Genomic DNA, 18,910 nt, shown 5'->3' with positions numbered 1-18,910 from the left:
CTTTTTTTGCAGAAAATTTGGAACTTGTAAATATTTATAAGTTTCAAAAAATTATAAAGTGATAAGATTTTACGACTTGAGAAGAAATTATGAAGCTATAAAAACTTGCCAAGTGATAACAAATGGAAAAATGAAAGGAATTTATGAAAAGATAAAATCTTATGAAGTGATAAATACGTATGAAGTGATAACAAACTTTAAAGTGGTAAGAACTTATGAAGTCACAAAAAGATGTTAGATGATAGAAATTTATGAAGTGCTAAAAATATATTAAGTGATAGAAATTTATTAAGTCATAAAAAATAAGAGAGTTAGAGATAATTATGAAGTGCTAAAAATTTATCAAGTTATAAGAATTTACAAGTTGGCAAAAATTAAAAATTCCACAAGGTTTTTGCAATTGACATTAATGAATATTGGTGCTATTATAATGAAAAATAACTCAATAAGAGGAAGAGTATCCTTCTTGACTGATTAAAGAGAGCTTCGTTTGGTGAGAGAAGTAGAGGAAGATTGGGAGAACATGGTCCTTCTTGAGGGTCTATCGATATTTAGGTAGGCACGGGCGCGCCCGTTACAGCGATAGAGTATGATAGTACTTGAAGAGTCTTCCATCGCGAGTTGGAAGAGAATTAAGGTGGTAACACGAAATAGCTTTCGTCCTTTAGGGATGGAAGCTTTTTTTATTGTCTTCCTTCCTCAAGTACAAATAAAAAAGAGGAGAATAAAAATGCCATTAATAATACCTAGAGATTTAATTGTTGAAGAAGTTTTGCAAAGAGAAAATATTTTTACAATGAGGGATTCCTTTGCCATTAAGCAGGACATAAGACCCCTTAGCATTGCCATTGTAAACTTGATGCCCAAGAAGGAAGAAACTGAACTTCAACTCTTGAGGATGCTTTCAAACACTGCCTTGCAAATTAACATCGACCTTGTGAGGATGGAGTCCTACAATCCAAACAACTCCGATGCCAAGAGGCTGAAGTCCTTTTACAAGACTTATGACGATATAAAAAACAATAAGTACGACGCCATGATAATTACTGGGGCCCCTATTGAGACCCTAGCCTATGAAAAGATAAAATATTGGGATGAGCTAAAGACGATTTTCGAATTTGCCAAGAAAAATGTCTATTCAACAATGTTTATATGCTGGTCTGCCCAAGCTGCCCTCTATCACTACTACAAGATTGAGCACAAGCTTAGCGACGAAAAAATCTTTGGGGTTTTTGAATTTGACAAGCTAAGGGACAATAAGATCGTCAAGGGCTTTGATGACAGTTTCTTGGTCCCAACATCAAGGCACACTTATGTTGACCTTGAAGACTTTGAAGGCTTTTCAGATTTAGAAGTCCTTGCAGCAAGGCCCGACACTGGAGTTTCTCTTGTGACAAGTAAGGACAACAGGTTTGTCTTTAACTTTGGCCACTGGGAATATGACAAGAACACCCTCCACAATGAATACATCAGAGACCTATCTCAAGGCAAGAAGATTGCTCCGCCAATAAATTATTATGAAGACAACGACCCTAAGAAGGATATAAAAATTAGGTGGAGGTCTGCGGGCAACCTCTTCTTCTCCAACTGGCTCAACTACTGCGTCTACCAAGAAACTCCCTTTGCCATTGATAGTATTGAGGGAAAGTCAGTTTCAAAATTTGGCGGAAGCTCCCTAAAGGACGCAGGACAATTTGCCAAGGTGAAGAAAATTATCTTCTCCAAGGAAGACAGGGACGTGATTGTGGTTTCTGCACCGGGAAGAAGATTTAAGAAGGACACAAAAATCACCGACGAATTGATTTCTCTTTCTGACAAAAACTTGAGGATTGAAGAAGTGAAAGAAATCATAAAATCTCTTGAGGAAGAATTAGAAGTTCAGAACTTAAGTCGTGACAAGCAAGTTGAAAAAATTAAAAATAGGTTTTTATCCATAGCCCAAGACCTAAGTCTTGAAGATTTTTGGGATGATGAATTGAAGTTTGTTTTTGATGAGATAAAGGAGTCCAGGGACAAGGACTTTATTGTGTCCAGGGGCGAATACCTTAATGCCAAGCTCCTTGCAAGATATCTGAATTACGATTTTATTGATGCCAAGGACCTAATCATCTTTGATGATAGGGGACAAGTTGATATAGAAAAGTCCAAGAGGGCCATCCAAAACCACATTGGAGAAAACAAAAAGGCAGTTGTCCCAGGTTTTTATGGGAGCGACGAGAAGGGAAACATTGTTACTTTCACAAGGGGAGGCAGCGACTACACAGGCAGCCTCATCGCTTATGCCCTTGACTCCAAGGTTTATGAGAACTGGACTGATGTAAATGGAATCATGACATCTGACCCCAATAGTGACCCAGATGCCAAGACTATTGACAAGCTTTCCTACACAGAATTAAAGGAAATTATTGGAGAGGGAGCCCAAGTTTATCAAGAGGATGCCATAAATCCCGTTGCCAAGAAAAATATAACTATAAAAATTTTAAACACCAATGATCCAGAAAATCATGGAACAATTATAAAGGATTAAAAAAAAGACCAAGGCTTGCACACCTTGGTCTTAATTTTTTCTTCTATTATATTGTGAATTTTGAAAGTTAAAAAATTAAATTTCTTTATTTCTTAACTTGTCAGCAATTTCTTCTGCCTTTTTCTTGTCTTCGCCTGTGAAAGTCGGGTACTTTGGATTTATTTCTTCCATTGTTTCAATAAGGGCAAGAGTTGCAATTTTTCTTGCAAGCCAAGGATTGTCTGCTGGAAGTACATACCATGGGGCAGTTTCTGTTGAAGTATTGTTTAACATTTCTTCAAAGGCAACTTGGTACTTGTCCCAATTGTCCCTGTCATCTAAGTCGGAAAAGGAGAAGTCGGCATTCTTCTTTGGGTCTTCGATTCTCTCAAGAAGTCTCTTTCTCTGCTCATCTTTGGAAACATTGAAGAAAAATTTCACGACCTTAAAGCCATTTTCAACAAGGTATTCCTCAAAGTTGTTGATGTGCTTGTATCTCTTTTCCCAAAGATTTTCGTCGTTTTTAATTTCATCTGGAAGATGACCTAGAGTGTCATAAATTTTTGGCGAAATAATATCTTCGTAGTAGGAACGGTTTAGGATTGCAACTTCGCCCCTCTTAGGAAGGCCCTTAGCCATCCTCCAAAGATAGTCGTGGGCATTTTCTTCGTCAGTTGGCTTGCCGTAGGATGTGTTCTTTAGGCCTTGGGGTTCAAGGTTGGAAAAAATATATTTTATTATCTCGTCCTTACCTGCAGCGTCAATTGCTTGGAGGACAACAAGGATTCCCTGTTTTGATTCTGCAAAAAGTTTTTCGTGAAGCCCTCTTAATCTTGGGACAAGATCTTCATAAAGTTCCCTTTTTATTTCATCATCTTTTTCTTTACTTACAATTTTTTCTTCCAAGTCTTCTATTTTTATTTTCTTGCCACTTATTTTATATTTATTAATCATTAAGACCTCCTATTTAAGTCCATAAAATATTTTCTACTAATTTATAAAACAATGATAACTTATAATAAAAACTTAGGCAAACAAAAAAGGCCTGCCTAAGCAAGCCTTGTAATTAAAATCTTATAGAGATTCAACAATTTTTTCTGTTAGGTCAATAACTCTTTCAGTGTAACCCCATTCGTTGTCATACCATGAAACAAGTTTAACCATTTTTCCGTTAACAGTTGTAAGAAGTGAGTCGAAAATAGAAGAGTGTTCGTCGCCAATAATGTCAGAAGAAACAAGTTCGTCTTCTGAGTAAGCAAGGATACCCTTTAATTCATTTTCAGAAGCCTTCTTGATAGCTGCGTTGATTTCTTCAACTGTAGCTTCTTTTTCAAGTTCAAAAGTTACGTCAACTAATGATCCAGTTGGAACAGGAACTCTTAGGGCAAAGCCAGTTAAGATTCCGTCAACTTCTGGAATAACTTTTCCAACAGCCTTAGCTGCACCAGTTGAAGTTGGAATTATATTTTCTGCTCCCATTCTTGCACGTCTCATGTCCTTCTTGTGAACACCGTCGTGGATGTTTTGGTCGTTAGTGTAAGCGTGAACAGTGGACATAAGTCCCTTCTTGATTCCAAAGTTTTCTAAGATAACCTTAGTCACTGGAGCAAGACAGTTTGTTGTACAAGACGCGTTAGAGATAATGTCGTGTTTTTCTGGATCGTACTTGTCGTCGTTAACTCCCATAACAACTGTAAGCATGTTGCCCTTGCCTGGAGAAGTTAAGACAACTTTTTTTGCACCACTTTCAAGGTGACCTCTTGCTTGTTCTTCGTCCTTGAAGGCACCAGATGAATCAATAACAACATCAACACCGAGGTCCTTCCAGTTCATCTTGTCAGGAGTCTTTGATTCAACGAAAGTAACTTTCTTTCCATTGATAATCATTCCGTCGTCAGTGAATTCAATTTCACCAGGGAACTTTCTATAGATTGAGTCGTATTTAAATAGGTGAGTTCTTTCTTTTAGAGTTTTGTCTAAATTTCTAACAGCTACGTGAGTAACTTCAAAATTAACATCGTCTCTTAGGGCCCAGATCCTTAGAGCATCTCTACCAATTCTACCAAAGCCCATTATGCCAACATTTTTTTTCATAAAAACCTCCATTGTTCATTGCATTCTTACCTTCATTATAACACAAGTAGATAAAAGTGAAATTCAAAAATTATTGTGATAAAATTAGGCAAAAGGAGTGGATCACATGAAGAGTGGATTAAGTAGAGAAGATGGATTAAAACTTTTGAAAGAATACAACAAGGAACAATTTCACATAAGACATGCCCTTACACTTGAAAATGTAATGGGATACTTTGCAGAAGAGTATGACAAGGACAATGTAGACTTTTGGAAGATGGCAGGACTACTCCACGATGTGGACTATGAAAGATATCCTGAAGAACACCTAAAGAATACGCCAGAAATCTTAAGAGAAGCAGGTGGAAGCGATGAACTCATCCATGCCATTATGGCCCACGGGTCTGGGATATGTTCTGATGTCGAACAGAACTCTTCATGGAGAAGATATTATTTGCAACTGATGAACTTACAGGTTTAATTTATGCAGCATCTCTTATGAGACCATCAAAGAGCACCAAGGATATGAACTTAAAGAGCGTGAAGAAAAAATTTAAAGACAAGAAGTTCGCAGAAGGCTGCTCTCGTGATGTAATAAAAAGAGGAGCAGAAAAGCTGGGTTGGGAACTTGATGAGCTAATAGAAAAAACTCTTCTTGCCATGCAGGAGATGGAAAATATTATTGAAGAAGCCTTAAAAAGGGAAATAAGCTATTAAAAAATGCCAAAATATCCTATAAATTCGTTGATTAGCAAGCCTTGCTGTGTTAGAATTTATATGTTATAGAAATTTAAGGGAGGTATAAGTTTGCAAACTTTATTATCTATTATAATTATTATTGCGAGCATAATTGTAATAAGTGTAGTTGCACAAATGGAATCAGAACAAGCTGGTCTAGGAACTCTTCAAGGCGAAGAAACTAGCATGTGGGGATCTCACAAGGGTTCTAGTAAAAAAGATATCCAAAACAGAATTGTTATTGGTTCAAGCATCGTTTTTGCACTTGCACTTATTATTTTAGCTGCAATTTAATTAAAATTTAAGGAGGATTAGAATGGATATGTTATATCTAGCTCCTATAGTCGGCGTTTTGGCACTATTATTTGCTGCATTTAAGGCAAGTTTCGTGTCAAAACAAGATGCCGGAAATGAAAGAATGAAAGAAATTTCTTCTTACATTTCAGAAGGAGCTATGGCATTTTTAACAAGAGAATATAAGGCTCTTGTTGTATTTGTAATTGTACTTGCAATTATCTTGGCAGTAGGACTTAGATCAATTCCAACTGCTATTTGTTTCGTAGTAGGAGCTATCTTTTCAGTAGCTGCTGGTTATGTTGGTATGAAGGTTGCTACAAGAGCAAACGTTAGAACAACAAACGCAGCATGGAAGGGTGGCCTAGGTAAAGCCCTTGACGTTGCCTTTTCAGGTGGAGTTGTAATGGGAATGTGCGTTGTTGGTCTAGGAATTATTGGTATTACTGGCGCATATTTCATAACAGGTGGACAAACTGAAATTATTACAGGATTTTCACTTGGAGCATCATCTATTGCACTTTTCGCAAGAGTTGGTGGCGGTATCTACACTAAGGCTGCAGACGTTGGAGCTGACCTTGTAGGTAAAGTTGAAGCTGGTATCCCAGAAGACGACCCAAGAAACCCTGCAGTTATCGCTGATAACGTAGGAGATAACGTTGGTGACGTTGCTGGAATGGGAGCTGACTTATTTGAATCTTACGTTGGAGCACTTCTTTCAGTTATCACTCTTGGAGTTGTAGCTTATGGAGAAGAAGGTGTTAAATTTGGTATTCTTGTTGCAACAATTGGTATCTTAGCATCAATTGTAGCTGCTTTCTTTGTTAAGGGAGACAAGAACCCACAAAAAGCTCTTAACGCAGGTGAATATGTAGCAGCTGGTGTTACAATGATAGCTTCAGCACTTTTATCAAACTACATCTTTGGAAGTTTTGCACCATTTGCACCAGTAATCATTGGTATTGCAGTTGGTCTAATAATTTCTAAATTTACAGAATATTACACAGCTGAAGATTATGCACCAGTTAAGAGAATTGGAGCAGAATCAGAAACTGGTTCTTCAACAAATATTATTGCTGGACTTTCTGTTGGTATGATGTCAACAGTTGGACCAATCATTGTTATCGCTATTGGTATTATTGCAGCTTACATTGGAGCTGGCGGAAACGCTGACCCAATCGTAGGACTTTACGGAATTTCTCTTGCAGCTGTTGGTATGCTTTCAACAACTGGTATGACAATTGCCGTAGACGCTTATGGACCAATCGCAGACAACGCTGGTGGTATTGCAGAAATGTGTGAACTACCAGAAGACGTTCGTGATATTACAGACTCACTTGACTCTGTTGGTAATACAACAGCAGCTATAGGAAAGGGATTTGCAATTGGATCAGCAGCACTTACTGCCCTTGCACTTTTCGTTTCTTATATTAACGCTACTGGCCTAACAGGAATTGACATTTCTAAGCCAGAAGTTATTGCTGCAACTTTCGTTGGTGGTATGCTTCCATTTGCCTTCTCTGCACTTACTATGTCAGCAGTTGGTAACGCAGCATCAGAAATGATCGACGAAGTAAGAAGACAATTTAAAGAAATTCCTGGAATCATGGAAGGTAAGGCTACTCCTGACTATGCAAGATGTGTTGACATCTCAACAGGTGCTGCTCTTAAGCAAATGATCGTGCCAGGACTAATCGCTGTAATTGTTCCAATCCTTGTAGGTCTACTACTTGGCACAGAAGCCCTAGGTGGTCTTCAAGCAGGAGCTCTTGTAACTGGTGTATTAATGGCAATCTTTATGTCAAACGCTGGTGGAGCTTGGGACAACGCTAAAAAATACATCGAAGGTGGAGCACACGGTGGTAAAGGTTCAGAAGCTCACAAGGCAGCTGTAACTGGAGACACAGTTGGTGACCCATTCAAAGATACATCAGGACCTTCTCTTAATATTCTAATTAAACTTATAACTGTTGTATCCCTTGTATTCGCACCACTATTTGTTGCATACGGCGGACTATTCCTATAAAAAAAAATCTGTTAGAGAGAAATCTCTAGCAGATTTTTTATTGCAAACTATATTAACTTTTATGGACTCTGTCAGAATTTATCTGGCAGGGTTTTTTATTTAAGATATATTCATAATAATTTTTTAGTATTTTTAAATGTAAAAGGCAAGATAGATGCCTGCAATAAAATTAGAAATTGCATGTATAATCCAGCTGGGAATAATTGATCCACCTGAAATTTCTTCATTGACGTAACCCATAGCAAAGGCTGCAAGGCTTGTTAATAAAATAATTAAAATAGTTTTTAAATTCCCGACAAGAGGAAAGAACATTACTCCATGCAAGAGACCAAATAGTAGTCCTTGTATAAAATTTGCCTTAGTAAATCCTAGCTTATTGGCAAGTCTTTTTAAGATAAAGCCTCTGAATAAGATTTCTTCAGGAAAAGACGTATTAAAGACTGCATAAATAAAAATTGCAGGAAGGGCAGCAAAGCCAAGTCCTTGGAATTCTGAAGTTGCGCTTTCAATGTTATTTAAGCCTTTTAGAAAAACTAAACTTATTGCCAAATAAAAAACTGTTACAAGAATAATTGCAAGAGCTGTCTTCTTAGCTCCCTTTATTTTTTTCAGTCCTATCCAATCTGGAAACCTTTCTTGTTTTCTTGCTGAAAAGTACCAGAAAAGAAAGGGAAGGAGAGAAAATAATATAATTTCTAGTAAACTGTTGATGATTTTATTTATTGCTAAGGTCATTTTGCACTTCCAATTAAAATAATATTTGTAACCACTTAGACATAAAATCTAAGAAACTAACTAATGCTTAAAGTATGAAAACTTTAAAGGTTACTTAATATTTTTTTAGTATAGCACAAGAAAATATTATTTTTTCTAGCTTCTTTTAAAATTTTTGTAAAATTTTTATAAAAGTTTCTTACAAAAAAACCACCAGCCTGTGAACTCAGCCAGTGGTTGTGATATAAAAATTTTAGCAATCTGTTGGGTCTAATAGATTGTTTAAAGTCTTAACGTGAATACCTGTTGCATTCTTTGGAAGATAGCCTGCCTTCTTGTCCCTGTATCCAGTTGCTGCTATGTCTAGGTGAACCCATGGAGTATTTTCTTTTACGAACTCACCAACGAAAAGTCCTGCTGTAACAGTGCCTGCATGTCTACCAGAAGTGTTCTTGATGTCAGCAACTTCTGACTTGTTTAATTTCTTGTAGTCTTCGTCATAAGGGAAGGCCCAGATTTTTTCTCCAGATAATTTTCCTGCTTCAAGGACTTCATTGTAGAAGTCTTCGTTATTTGTAACTGCACCTGTGTAAACTTCTCCAAGGGCAATTGTAACTGCACCAGTAAGTGTTGCAAGGTCAATAATTTTTTCTGCTCCAAGGTCATTTGTTGCATAGTGAACTGCATCGGCAAGGGTAATTCTTCCCTCAGCATCTGTATTTGCAACTTCAATTGTAAGTCCCTTCATGGAGTCAATTACGTCGCCAGACTTGTAAGCATGACCTGAAATCATATTTTCACAAGCTGCAACTACACCAACAACATTTGTCTTTGCCTTGTTCTTTGCAAGGGCATACATTGTTCCAATAACTGTGCCAGCTCCACCCATATCGCAGTGCATGTAGTTCATGCCAGATGGAGACTTGATGTTGTAGCCACCTGAATCGTAAGTTAGTCCCTTACCAACAAGGGCAACTTTTTCTGTGTCGGCATTATTGTATTCCATTACAATAAGTCTTGGACGGTTTGCTGCACCAGCTGCAACTCTTAAAAAGGCCTTCATGCCAATTTTTTCGATTTCATCTTCTTCATAAACTGTAACCTTAACGCCAGCTTCTTCTAATTTTTCCTTTGTAATATTGGCAAGAGTTTCTGGATAAATTACATTTGCTCTTTCGTTCACAAGGTCTCTTGCAAGGAAGACTCCATCCATAATGTTTTCTATCTTATCAAGACCTTGTCTCAATTTTTCTTCAGGTCCCTTGAAGGCAGTGTAGTTGACAGTGATTTCAAAGTCGGACTTCTTTTCTTTTACACTAGTTTTCTTTGTGAATTCATATTCACTTTGGCGAAGTCCTTCATAAGCTGCCATAATAGTTTTTTTGTTGCACATACCAAGGTCTGGCATTTTTATTTCAACTTCGTGCTCTTGGTTTTCTCTTAAAATATTTCCAAGTTCAAAGAAAAGATTTCTCACATCTTCTAGGTCAAGCTCATCATCGCCTAGTCCCATAAAAATTTCTGATTCTTCTTCAAAGCTTGGAAGGTATAAACTTTCCTTAAACTTAAAAGCGAACTTTTTCTTTTCAAGATATTCCTTAATTTCACTAGGAAGTTTCCCATCTTTTTTTACGAAGTGGACCTTTAGTCCTCCTTCTTTATACAAATTAAATTTTATCATAATTCACCTCTTACTCTAATTATACATGAGATTGTAAAAAGGTCTAATTTAAAAAAATAAGTTAAGAAGCATTGCATTACTATTTTTCTTAGATAAATTGTGATAATATTAAATTATAGAACTTTAACATCAATTTAGACTTTAGTTTTGAATTGGTGTTTTTTGGGTGGTGTAAAAATGAGAAAAGAAGTAAAAGCATCAATAATGTTATTTGCAACAGCAATAATTTGGGGACTTGCCTTTGTGGCACAAGCAGCAGGCATGGAGCACTTAGGGCCCCTTTCTTTTACAGCTGCAAGGTGTTTTGTAGCAGTAGTATTTTTATACCTAACCTATAAATTTTTTATGATAAAGTCTAAGGCATATAGAGAAGAGAAGTTTGATATGAAGAGGACTCTTGTGGGAGGGACAATTTGTGGCCTGGTCTTTACTATAGCCATCAACCTTCAACAAGTTTCTCTTATTTATACAACAGCTGCCAAGGCAAGCTTTTTGACAGCCCTATACATAGTTTTTATTCCATTAATAGGACTGCTTTTTGGGAGAAGGCCAAGTATAAAGGTTATTCTTTGCATCTTCCTTGCCATGGTGGGAACCTACCTCTTGTCCATTAAGGGTGGATTTAACATAAATAAGGGAGATTTAGTTGTGATCCTATCGGCTCTTATCTTTGCCATTCACATCTTACTCATGACAAAGTATTCAAGAGACACCAATGCGGTTTTACTTTCCTTGGTTCAATTTGCAGTTTGTGGAATAATCTCTCTTGTGGGAGCCCTGGTCCTCGAAGATATAAGCATGGATGGGATTTTAAAATCCTATGTGACTATCCTCTATGTGGGAATTCTTTCTTCTGGAGTTGGCTTTACTATCCAACTTATGGCCCTAAAGGACCTAGACCCAGTAGTAGCGTCAATGATCTGTTCCCTTGAATCAGTTTTTGGTGCCCTCTTTGGTTGGATGATTTTGTCACAAGAAATGACTGAGAGAGAAATCTTTGGGGCTATAATAATTTTTGTGGCAACCCTACTTGCCCAAGTCCCAATAGAAGCTTATCTTGAGAAAAAATTAAAGAGAAAGCTAAAGAGAGGATAAAATTTCACAAGAATTTTAAATAGAATAAAAAAACTTTCACATTACTAAGATATAATTATAGGGAGGTGAAGATATGTCACTATTTAATAAAATTTTCCAAAAGCCTGGAAAGAAATTAATAACTATAGACGGAGAATACGGCTCTGGGGCAAATGAAATTGCCAAGAAGGTTGCCGATAAATTAAAATACGAATTTTATGATGAAAAATTAATAGAGCTTATGAGTCTTGAGAAAAAGGTTAAGCCAGAAGAGATAAAGAAGGACGACTCCTTCTTGCAGGGGACAATTTATGATCTTTATAGGCAAAATTATTCCTACTCCCAAGAAGACATAGCAACAAATGACGCAGCCTTCCTCCTGGACTCAAGGACAATTAGGGAGATTGCAAAAAAGAAAAAGGCAGTTATCTTTGGCAAGTGTGGTGACTTTGTCTTAGAAGACTTCCCAAAACTGTCAATTTTTATATACGCGTCAAAAGACTTTAAAGAAGAGAGAATTCTAAATACCTACAAGATCAAGAAGGACAAGCTTGAATTAAAGATGACACGTGAGAACAACAGACGTGCCAACCACTACTCCAGAAACACTGGAAGAGTTTGGGGAGAACCTGCCAACTACGACATCTTGATCAACTCATCATCCTTTGATTTCGAAAGCATAGCAGACCAAATTGTAGAAATTTCACAAAATAAAAAATAAGAATCCTGACAATTGTCGGGATTTTTTTATTGTCTAAAATCATGAAAAATTTACATGGTCTTTATAAAAAACATACAAATCTTTTAATAGGGGTTTGTAAAATATATAAAAATAGGATTTTAGCGAGATTGCAACTGTGGGTTTACAAATTGCAAAGATAAATTTATAGATTGCTACTTTAAAAATATATAAAATTCAAATAGAAAAGGAGGTAGAATTATGATTTTAGGAGATAAAATTATGAATCTTAGGAAGAAAAATGCTTGGTCTCAAGAAGAACTTGCAGAAAAACTTGGTGTAAGCAGACAATCTATTTCAAAGTATGAAAGTGCCCAAGCAGTACCTGACATGGAAAAAGTTTTAAAGTTAAGTAGAATTTTTGGAGTTACAACAGATTATTTGCTTAAAGATGAAATTGAAGAACTTGAATTTTTGGATGAAGACTTCGAGGAAGACAAAAAGCTTATAAAAGTTAGCATGGAAGAAGCAAATGAGTATCTAGACTTAAAAGAAATATCTGGCAAAAATATTGCACTTGGAGTTTCTCTTTGCATAATCTCGCCTATATTTTTATTGCTTTCTTCACAAGCTTATGAAAGTAAACTCATATTAGCTCCAGAAAATGTAGTAGATGGAATCTCTCTTACAGTTTTAATCTTATTTATAATTGCTGCTGTTGGAATATTTATAAGGGAGTCTATGAAATTAAAAAAATATGAATTTATAGAAAATGAAGACATAGATACAGCTTACGGTGTTGATGGAATGGCAAGGGAAAGAGGAGAAAGCTTCCACGATTACTATGTGAGAAGTAATACACTCGGAGTTTTGCTCCTGGTGGCGTCAGTTATTCCAATTTTTGTTGGAATGATTGTCTCAGTGGAAGACATGACCATGATTATTTCAGTGGTTATTATGCTCCTTCTTATAGCTATTGGGGTGAATCTTTTGGTTAAAACAAATCTTTATATGAACTCTATTAATGCAATATTGGAAGAGGGAGACTTTAGAAGAAAAAATAAAAAATTAAAGAGGAGAATAGACCCTTATTGTGGAATTTATTGGATTGCTGTTACTGCAATCTATGTAGCCTATTCTTTTTTGACAAACAATTGGGATAGGTCTTGGATTATTTGGCCTGTTGCAGGCGTATCTTTTCCAATTTATTATCTAATCTTAAAATCTATTTTTGAGTCCAAGACAAAAGATTAAGAAAGATAGACTGGAAAATTTTCTTTTCTTTAGAATCACCAATTCTTTAATTATTAATTGGGTACAAGTTAAATAGGATTAAAGAGATGGTGATAAAATGAAAAAAGATGATTTAATAATTGAGAAAGTTATAAAAAATGTTGGAGTAATTTATTTTAACAGACCTGAGAAAATAAATGCTCTTAATTTAGAGATGGTAAGAGATATAAAGAGGATACTTGAGAAGTGGGAAGATGACGATAATATAAGAGCAGTTCTTCTTGATAGCAAGTCAGACAAGGGATTTTGCTCTGGTGGAGACTTGGTCCACCTCTATGAGGACTTCATAATGGATGATGATTGCCATGACAAGGACCAACTATTCGTTGAGGAATTTGAACTAGATAAGTATGTTGAAGCTTACAAAAAACCTATAGTGTCCTATTGGAAGGGGATAGTCATGGGTGGTGGGGTTGGCATCAGCATAAACTCTGATCTTATCCTTTGTGACGAGACTGTAAAGTGGGCCATGCCCGAAACTGACCTAGGCTTTGTACCTGATGTAGGCGTAGGTAAATATATCTCTAGCTTACCCCAAGCCCTTGGCCAATATGTAGGACTTTGTGGTGGAGTCTTAGAATCTCCTGACTTGATAAAACATGGACTAGCCCACGTCTATATTGATTCAAAAGATTATGAAAAGATAAGAGAAAAGTTTTTGGACTTATCAGAAAAATATTCTGGTCAAGGATTAATTGACAAGTTAAGAGAAGAAGCAGAAAAATATAAAAAAGAAGGTCACGAAACTTTTGTTGAGAAGAATAAGGACAAGATAGAAAAATATTTCTCTAAGGATAGCTTGGAAGAAATTTATAAGTTTCTAGAAGAAAATCAAGATGATGACTTTGCAAGATATATTTTAAAAGACTTGGAAGGCAAATCTCAATTTAGCCTGGCCGTACAGTTTAAAAAATATTTTGTGGGCAAGAACTTGACCTACTCAGAAATGGTGGACCTAGACCTAAAAATTTTGAGATACTCATTAGAGATTGGCGAAATGGAAGAAGGCATAAGGTCCAAGATGATAGACAAGGACAATGAGCCAGATTGGAAATATAAGAACTTGGAAGATGTGAAAGACGAGGATATAAAAAAATTATTAGGTGTTTAAAATAAAGGAAGGGCATTCATCTTGAATACCCTTCTTTTTTATTTCAAATTTTCGTCTCTTATGATTTTTATGTCGTACTTGCTTAAAATTGTGTCGCCCATAAGAATTTCTTCAATTGCCCTTTTAGATTCTTCATCAGCTTCCTTTAAGAGGCCTTTTTTTATTGCCTTCTTTTCTATCTCAGACTTTTGGTCCTTGGAGAAGTCGTTGTAGTCCTCGATGTCAATCCTGTTAAAAATAGATTCCCTCTCATCATAAACCTTTAGAGAGTCCTCATAAATTTCATGGCTCAAAATCTCTGCGGCTGGAATCCTAACTTCGATAGACTTGTCTCCAACATCAACCTTCATCTTGTTAAGGTCAATGCCAGCATTTATTATCCCTTCATAAGATACGATGAACTCCTTAGAAGTGAAGGGGACCTTGTAACCGTAAAAAGTATTTTGATTTTCAAAGTGGCCCATGTTTGTATAGTGGTACTTTAAAGTTGTCAGCTCCTTGGCAGAAACTAACTTGTTGTAAATCAAGCTAGAAGTGATCTCTGGCTCCATCTCGCTTTTCATTTGCTTCTTCCCATAGAAGAAAGCAGCAAAGAGGGCGAGACCAATAAGTAAAATTATAATAATGATTTTCTTAATTTTTTTCATCTAAAACCTCCATTTTAGTCTATAAATAATTTTTACCACGGGAAAAAAATCCTAAACCTTAGAAATTAGCTAAAAAACATTGACAAGATTTACTATTTTATTGTCATAAATATAAATTCTCTGATATAATTAAGCAAAAAGATAATGGAGGAAGATTTTATGGACGATGGCGCCTTGTGGGCTAAGCTCTTATTAATAGCAATACTAACTAGCATAAACGCATTCTTTGCATCAGCTGAAATGGCAATGGTTTCAGTAAACAACAACAAGATAAAAGAATTGGCAGAAGAAGGAGATAAGAGGGCCAAGACCCTTATGGATATATCACAAGATCAAACAAGATTTTTATCCACAATCCAAGTAGCAATAACCTTGGCAGGATTTTTCTCATCTGGATCTGCAGCAACATCTATATCAAAAGTATTAGGAGAATTCTTGAGAGGATATGGGATACCCTATGGCGGAACTATAGCCTTTATTTTGGTGACACTTATCCTGTCCTATATAACACTTGTTTTTGGAGAGCTAGTGCCAAAGAGAATTGCCCTACAAAATTCAGAAAGAGTTGCCCTAAAATCATCAGGTGCAATTGCCTTTGCATCAAAGATATTTTATCCCTTTGTAAAATTACTTTCAGTTTCAACAGTATTAGTATTAAAAATTATGGGAAAATATTCAGAAGATGTAGAGGAAAAAATTTCAGAAGAAGAATTAAAATCCTATATAAAAGTTTCAACCCAACAAGGAGTAATAAACTCAGCTGGGGAAGAAATGATAGTTAATATAATGGACTTCGACGACAAGTTGGCCTACGAAATAATGACACCAAGGACTTCCATCTATATGCTGGATTATGACGAGTTCACAACAGAAACAATAACAGAAGTCTTGAAGATGGGATACTCAAGGATGCCCGTCTATCGTGAGAACACAGACAATATACTGGGAACAGTCTACATCAAAGACCTCTTTGTTGAATACGCAAAAAATAATTACGAGTTCATAAACTTGGATAATTGCATAAAGTCCCCTTACTATGTACCAGAAACAAAAAAAATTGACATGCTCCTAAAAGAGCTTCAAGCATCAAAAAACTATGTAGCAATCCTAATTGACGAGTATGGAGGATTCTCAGGCATGGTGACAGTAGAAGACATAGTAGAAGAAATAGTTGGAGAAATCGAAGACGAGTACGACAAGGAAGACAACAGCGTAGAAAAAATTGGCGAAAACGAGTATATAGTAGACGGATCCATGGACATAGAAGACATAAACGACGCCCTTGGTCTATCCCTATATTCAGAAAATCACGAGACAATCTCTGGCTTGATAATAGAAAAACTTGGCTTTATACCAGACGAAAAACAAAAGAAAAAACTTAGCGTCAAGACAGGAGGCTGCATCTTGACAGAGCTAGCAGTAGCAGAAAAAAGAATAATAAAAGCCAGCATCAAAGTTATACCAGAAGAACAAGAAGAAGCCAAAAGAGAATACAAAGAATTCAATTCATAAAAATTAACAGGTCCTAGGGCCTGTTTTTTTGATGGGATTTTATTGGAAATTATAGAGCTAAAAAATTTATAGACTAAAAAATGGCAAAAAAAATTGCCGAGATAATCTCGGCGAGTAAAAGGAATTTAATTAAAAAAGTGTATTAAATAATCTGTTATCAGTTTAACATAGTAATACGAATAAGACAATAATAAATTTAAAAATATTTTGTTAAATTTAAAAATTTATAAAAAAAGAGGAGCTTATTCGCTCCCCTAATCTTTAGTAAAACTAGAAAAATAAAATTATTTTTCTTCTTTTGATAATTCTTGTGCTTTTGCGATGAAAGTTTTATAAAGATTTAACGCATCTTCATTATTATCTTCCATTATCATTGCTTCAGGGTGAAATTGCAAACATAAGAAATATGTTTTGTCAGTTCTTTTTACTGCTTCGATAGTACCATCAGAAGCTTCTGCCAAGACTTCTAAGTTTTCTCCCAGATCTTTAACTGCTTGATGATGCCAAGAGTTAACTTCTACATTACCAGATTTTCCGAAACCTTCAGCTAAGATATTGTCAGGGAATACATTTATTTCGTGTTTCACAAAAATTTCCTTGTTTGGATCTCTGTGAACTATGTCAGTTGGATTTTGAACTATTATATCTTGATATAAAGTTCCGCCTGATAAAATATTAGTTAGTTGCATTCCTCTGCAAGTTGCTATTGTAGGCTTATCTTCTTCTAATAAAGCCTTAAGTAAAAATACATCGGATTCATCTCTGCGTGGATTGATATCTTCTAAAGTAGGAATTGGTTCTTCGTTGTATAAAGCAGGATTCAAGTCATCTCCACCAGTTATAACAACACCTTGAACATCTTTGATTTCTTCTTTAGCTTGTTCAAGAGATTTCATTTCATTAAGAAACACAACATTTGCACCAGCTTTTCTTAAAGCATCAGCATACATTTGAGTGTCTATATCTACTTTATCTTTTGAATCTTTATCAACTTCATCAGTTGACCAAGAAACTGCAATTGTAGGACCGTCTACATTATTTTTATCACTACAAGCAGTAAAGATTAACATTGATACAAGTAAAAAAGTTAAATAGATAGCGATTTTTTTAATGTTAAATTTCTTCATGTCATACTCCTCTCTAAAATATAACTTTCTAGCCTTACATTTACAGTATAACGTTTTCATAAAAATAAAACAATAAAAATTTTTGAAAATAAATTAGCAGACTACTTGCAAGAGTGCTAATGATGTTGTATAATTTAGATAGTCAAAGATAGTCAAACTAAATTTGACCATGATTTTTATCTTAATTTCACAGAAACAGAAACAGAAACAGAAACAGAAACAGAAACAGAAACAGAAACAGAAACAGAAATGGAAACAGAAACAGAAACAGAAACAGAAACAGAAACAGAAACAGAAACAGAAACAGAAATGGAAATGGAAATGGAAATGGAAATGGAAATGGAAATGGAAATGGAAATGGAAATAAATCCAAAGATGAAATTAAATAAAAATCTTAATTTTATTCCATTTAATTAATTTCTATTATGTTGCAATATTTTTTATTGGGATATAAATAGATAGAGATTAAATGTTTATATATATGAGGAGGTAAGATTTTGAAATACAAAGATTATTATGAAATCCTTGGAGTTTCTAAAGATGCAGATGAAAAGGAGATAAAGAAGGCTTATAGAAAGCTTGCGAAAAAATATCATCCTGACGTCAACCAAGGCGACGAGGTAGCTGCAGAAAAGTTTAAGGAAGTTTCTGAGGCCTACGAGGTCTTGTCTGACGCTGACAAGAGAAAAAAATATGATACTTTTGGATCTAATTATGATTTTTCATCTGGTTATGATTTTGACCCTTCTCAATATGGTTATACTTATACCACAGGAGGAAGCGGTGCAGATTTCTCAGACTTCTTTGAAACAATTTTTGGCTCATCTAAGTCTGGCGGCAACTTCTCTGGTGGTTTTAACATAAATGACATCTTCGGAGATTTCTCTTCTAAGGGAAGGGGAAGGAGTCAAAAGAAGGCTAGGAATAAATTTGAATCTGAACTTTCTATTTCTATTAAGGAAGCCTTTCTTGGTGTGACAAAAAATGTTTCCCTAACTTACAAGCAAAAGGAATATGACATTGCTGTCAAGGTTCCTGCTGGAATCACTAGGGGCAAGAAGGTCAAGGTAAGGGGAGAAAAGTTTGGTCTTCCTGGCGACATCTTGTTCAAGATTAACATCAAAGATGAAAAAAATCTTGCTCTTGATGGCCTTGATGTGACTAGGACTGTGGACATCTATCCATGGGAAGCTGCCCTTGGATCTTCTAAGACTGTTGAGAGTCTCAGCGGCAAACTCAAGTTAAAGGTACCAGAAGGTTTTGTTGGTGGAAACAAGATGAGGATTCCTTCCAAGGGTTTTAAGGACCTAAAGGGAAACTTAGGTGACCTCTATGTGGTATTTAACATTGTGAACCCTGAAGAATTAACTGAAGAACAAGTAAAACTATATAAGGAATTAGAAAAATTAAGTAAATAACAAGATTAAATTGATTA

18 protein-coding genes and 1 other annotated feature are annotated in these 18,910 nt (G+C 35.6%); of the genes, 12 read left to right on the top strand and 6 right to left on the bottom strand.

The window, feature by feature from the left end:
* Window positions 1-436: 436 nt before the first annotated feature.
* Window positions 437-668 (top strand) — a binding site (T-box leader).
* Between the two features lie 62 nt (window positions 669-730).
* Window positions 731-2,527, top strand: coding sequence for a homoserine O-acetyltransferase/O-succinyltransferase family protein (locus I6I93_RS04110; protein WP_112890568.1), 1,797 nt, complete (start codon window positions 731-733; stop codon window positions 2,525-2,527).
* A 75-nt stretch (window positions 2,528-2,602) separates the two neighbouring features.
* Here I6I93_RS04110 and I6I93_RS04105 read toward each other — a convergent pair whose 3' ends face one another.
* Window positions 2,603-3,460, bottom strand: coding sequence for a PPK2 family polyphosphate kinase (locus tag I6I93_RS04105; RefSeq protein WP_112889549.1), 858 nt, complete (start codon window positions 3,458-3,460; stop codon window positions 2,603-2,605).
* 120 nt (window positions 3,461-3,580) lie between these two features.
* Window positions 3,581-4,600, bottom strand: coding sequence for a type I glyceraldehyde-3-phosphate dehydrogenase (gap, locus tag I6I93_RS04100; RefSeq protein WP_070699962.1), 1,020 nt, complete (start codon window positions 4,598-4,600; stop codon window positions 3,581-3,583).
* A 106-nt stretch (window positions 4,601-4,706) separates the two neighbouring features.
* Here gap and I6I93_RS09190 point away from each other — a divergent pair, with 106 nt between their 5' ends.
* The 4 genes from I6I93_RS09190 to I6I93_RS04085 all read left to right on the top strand — a co-directional run bounded on the left by I6I93_RS09190 (window position 4,707) and on the right by I6I93_RS04085 (window position 7,637).
* Complete coding sequence (locus I6I93_RS09190; protein ID WP_236587222.1) at window positions 4,707-5,060, top strand: HDIG domain-containing metalloprotein; 354 nt, start codon at window positions 4,707-4,709, stop codon at window positions 5,058-5,060.
* Window positions 5,018-5,296, top strand: a complete 279-nt coding sequence (locus I6I93_RS09185) for a hypothetical protein (protein ID WP_236587221.1) — start codon at window positions 5,018-5,020, stop codon at window positions 5,294-5,296. The genes I6I93_RS09190 and I6I93_RS09185 overlap by 43 nt, the downstream gene beginning before the upstream one ends.
* Window positions 5,297-5,386: 90 nt before the next feature.
* Window positions 5,387-5,611: a preprotein translocase subunit SecG gene (locus tag I6I93_RS04090; RefSeq protein ID WP_070699960.1), complete on the top strand. Its 225-nt coding sequence runs from the start codon at window positions 5,387-5,389 to the stop codon at window positions 5,609-5,611.
* A gap of 22 nt (window positions 5,612-5,633) precedes the next feature.
* The gene (locus tag I6I93_RS04085; protein ID WP_112889548.1) at window positions 5,634-7,637 is read left to right on the top strand and encodes a sodium-translocating pyrophosphatase; all 2,004 of its coding nucleotides are present in this window, start codon (window positions 5,634-5,636) and stop codon (window positions 7,635-7,637) included.
* Window positions 7,638-7,769: 132 nt separating this feature from the next.
* On the opposite strand, the gene I6I93_RS04080 is transcribed toward I6I93_RS04085, so the two are convergent.
* Both I6I93_RS04080 and I6I93_RS04075 read right to left on the bottom strand, forming a co-directional pair.
* Window positions 7,770-8,372: a CPBP family intramembrane glutamic endopeptidase gene (locus tag I6I93_RS04080; RefSeq protein ID WP_112889547.1), complete on the bottom strand. Its 603-nt coding sequence runs from the start codon at window positions 8,370-8,372 to the stop codon at window positions 7,770-7,772.
* A gap of 232 nt (window positions 8,373-8,604) precedes the next feature.
* On the bottom strand, window positions 8,605-10,032 hold the full coding sequence (locus I6I93_RS04075) for a leucyl aminopeptidase (RefSeq protein ID WP_112889546.1): 1,428 nt from the start codon (window positions 10,030-10,032) through the stop codon (window positions 8,605-8,607).
* A 177-nt stretch (window positions 10,033-10,209) separates the two neighbouring features.
* Between I6I93_RS04075 and I6I93_RS04070 the strand changes: the two genes are divergently transcribed.
* The 4 genes from I6I93_RS04070 to I6I93_RS04055 all read left to right on the top strand — a co-directional run bounded on the left by I6I93_RS04070 (window position 10,210) and on the right by I6I93_RS04055 (window position 14,189).
* A complete protein-coding gene (locus I6I93_RS04070; protein WP_112889545.1) occupies window positions 10,210-11,127 on the top strand; it encodes a DMT family transporter in 918 nt (305 codons plus the stop codon).
* A 73-nt stretch (window positions 11,128-11,200) separates the two neighbouring features.
* Window positions 11,201-11,827, top strand: coding sequence for a cytidylate kinase-like family protein (locus I6I93_RS04065; protein WP_112889544.1), 627 nt, complete (start codon window positions 11,201-11,203; stop codon window positions 11,825-11,827).
* A gap of 219 nt (window positions 11,828-12,046) precedes the next feature.
* Window positions 12,047-13,039 (top strand): helix-turn-helix domain-containing protein, encoded by a 993-nt coding sequence (locus tag I6I93_RS04060; RefSeq protein ID WP_112889543.1) that lies wholly within the window; start codon window positions 12,047-12,049, stop codon window positions 13,037-13,039.
* Window positions 13,040-13,136: 97 nt separating this feature from the next.
* Window positions 13,137-14,189 (top strand): enoyl-CoA hydratase/isomerase family protein, encoded by a 1,053-nt coding sequence (locus I6I93_RS04055; protein WP_112889542.1) that lies wholly within the window; start codon window positions 13,137-13,139, stop codon window positions 14,187-14,189.
* Between the two features lie 38 nt (window positions 14,190-14,227).
* On the opposite strand, the gene I6I93_RS04050 is transcribed toward I6I93_RS04055, so the two are convergent.
* Complete coding sequence (locus tag I6I93_RS04050; RefSeq protein ID WP_112889541.1) at window positions 14,228-14,836, bottom strand: DUF4230 domain-containing protein; 609 nt, start codon at window positions 14,834-14,836, stop codon at window positions 14,228-14,230.
* Between the two features lie 159 nt (window positions 14,837-14,995).
* Between I6I93_RS04050 and I6I93_RS04045 the strand changes: the two genes are divergently transcribed.
* The gene (locus I6I93_RS04045; RefSeq protein WP_112889540.1) at window positions 14,996-16,348 is read left to right on the top strand and encodes a hemolysin family protein; all 1,353 of its coding nucleotides are present in this window, start codon (window positions 14,996-14,998) and stop codon (window positions 16,346-16,348) included.
* A gap of 284 nt (window positions 16,349-16,632) precedes the next feature.
* Here the strand turns inward: I6I93_RS04045 and I6I93_RS04040 are convergent, their stop codons facing one another.
* Complete coding sequence (locus I6I93_RS04040) at window positions 16,633-17,535, bottom strand: gamma-glutamyl-gamma-aminobutyrate hydrolase family protein (protein WP_236587220.1); 903 nt, start codon at window positions 17,533-17,535, stop codon at window positions 16,633-16,635.
* Window positions 17,536-17,724: 189 nt separating this feature from the next.
* Between I6I93_RS04040 and I6I93_RS04035 the strand changes: the two genes are divergently transcribed.
* Window positions 17,725-17,892 carry a hypothetical protein gene (locus I6I93_RS04035; RefSeq protein ID WP_172605452.1) on the top strand — a complete coding sequence of 56 codons (168 nt, stop codon included), beginning with the start codon at window positions 17,725-17,727 and terminating at the stop codon, window positions 17,890-17,892.
* Window positions 17,893-17,972: 80 nt separating this feature from the next.
* The gene (locus I6I93_RS04030; RefSeq protein ID WP_112889537.1) at window positions 17,973-18,893 is read left to right on the top strand and encodes a DnaJ C-terminal domain-containing protein; all 921 of its coding nucleotides are present in this window, start codon (window positions 17,973-17,975) and stop codon (window positions 18,891-18,893) included.
* The last annotated feature ends 17 nt before the right edge of the window (window positions 18,894-18,910 follow it).

This window comes from Peptoniphilus harei (genome assembly GCF_016726485.1).
Classification (GTDB): Bacteria; Bacillota; Clostridia; order Tissierellales; family Peptoniphilaceae; genus Peptoniphilus_A; species Peptoniphilus_A harei.
This window is presented reverse-complemented; position numbering and strand designations above follow the sequence as displayed.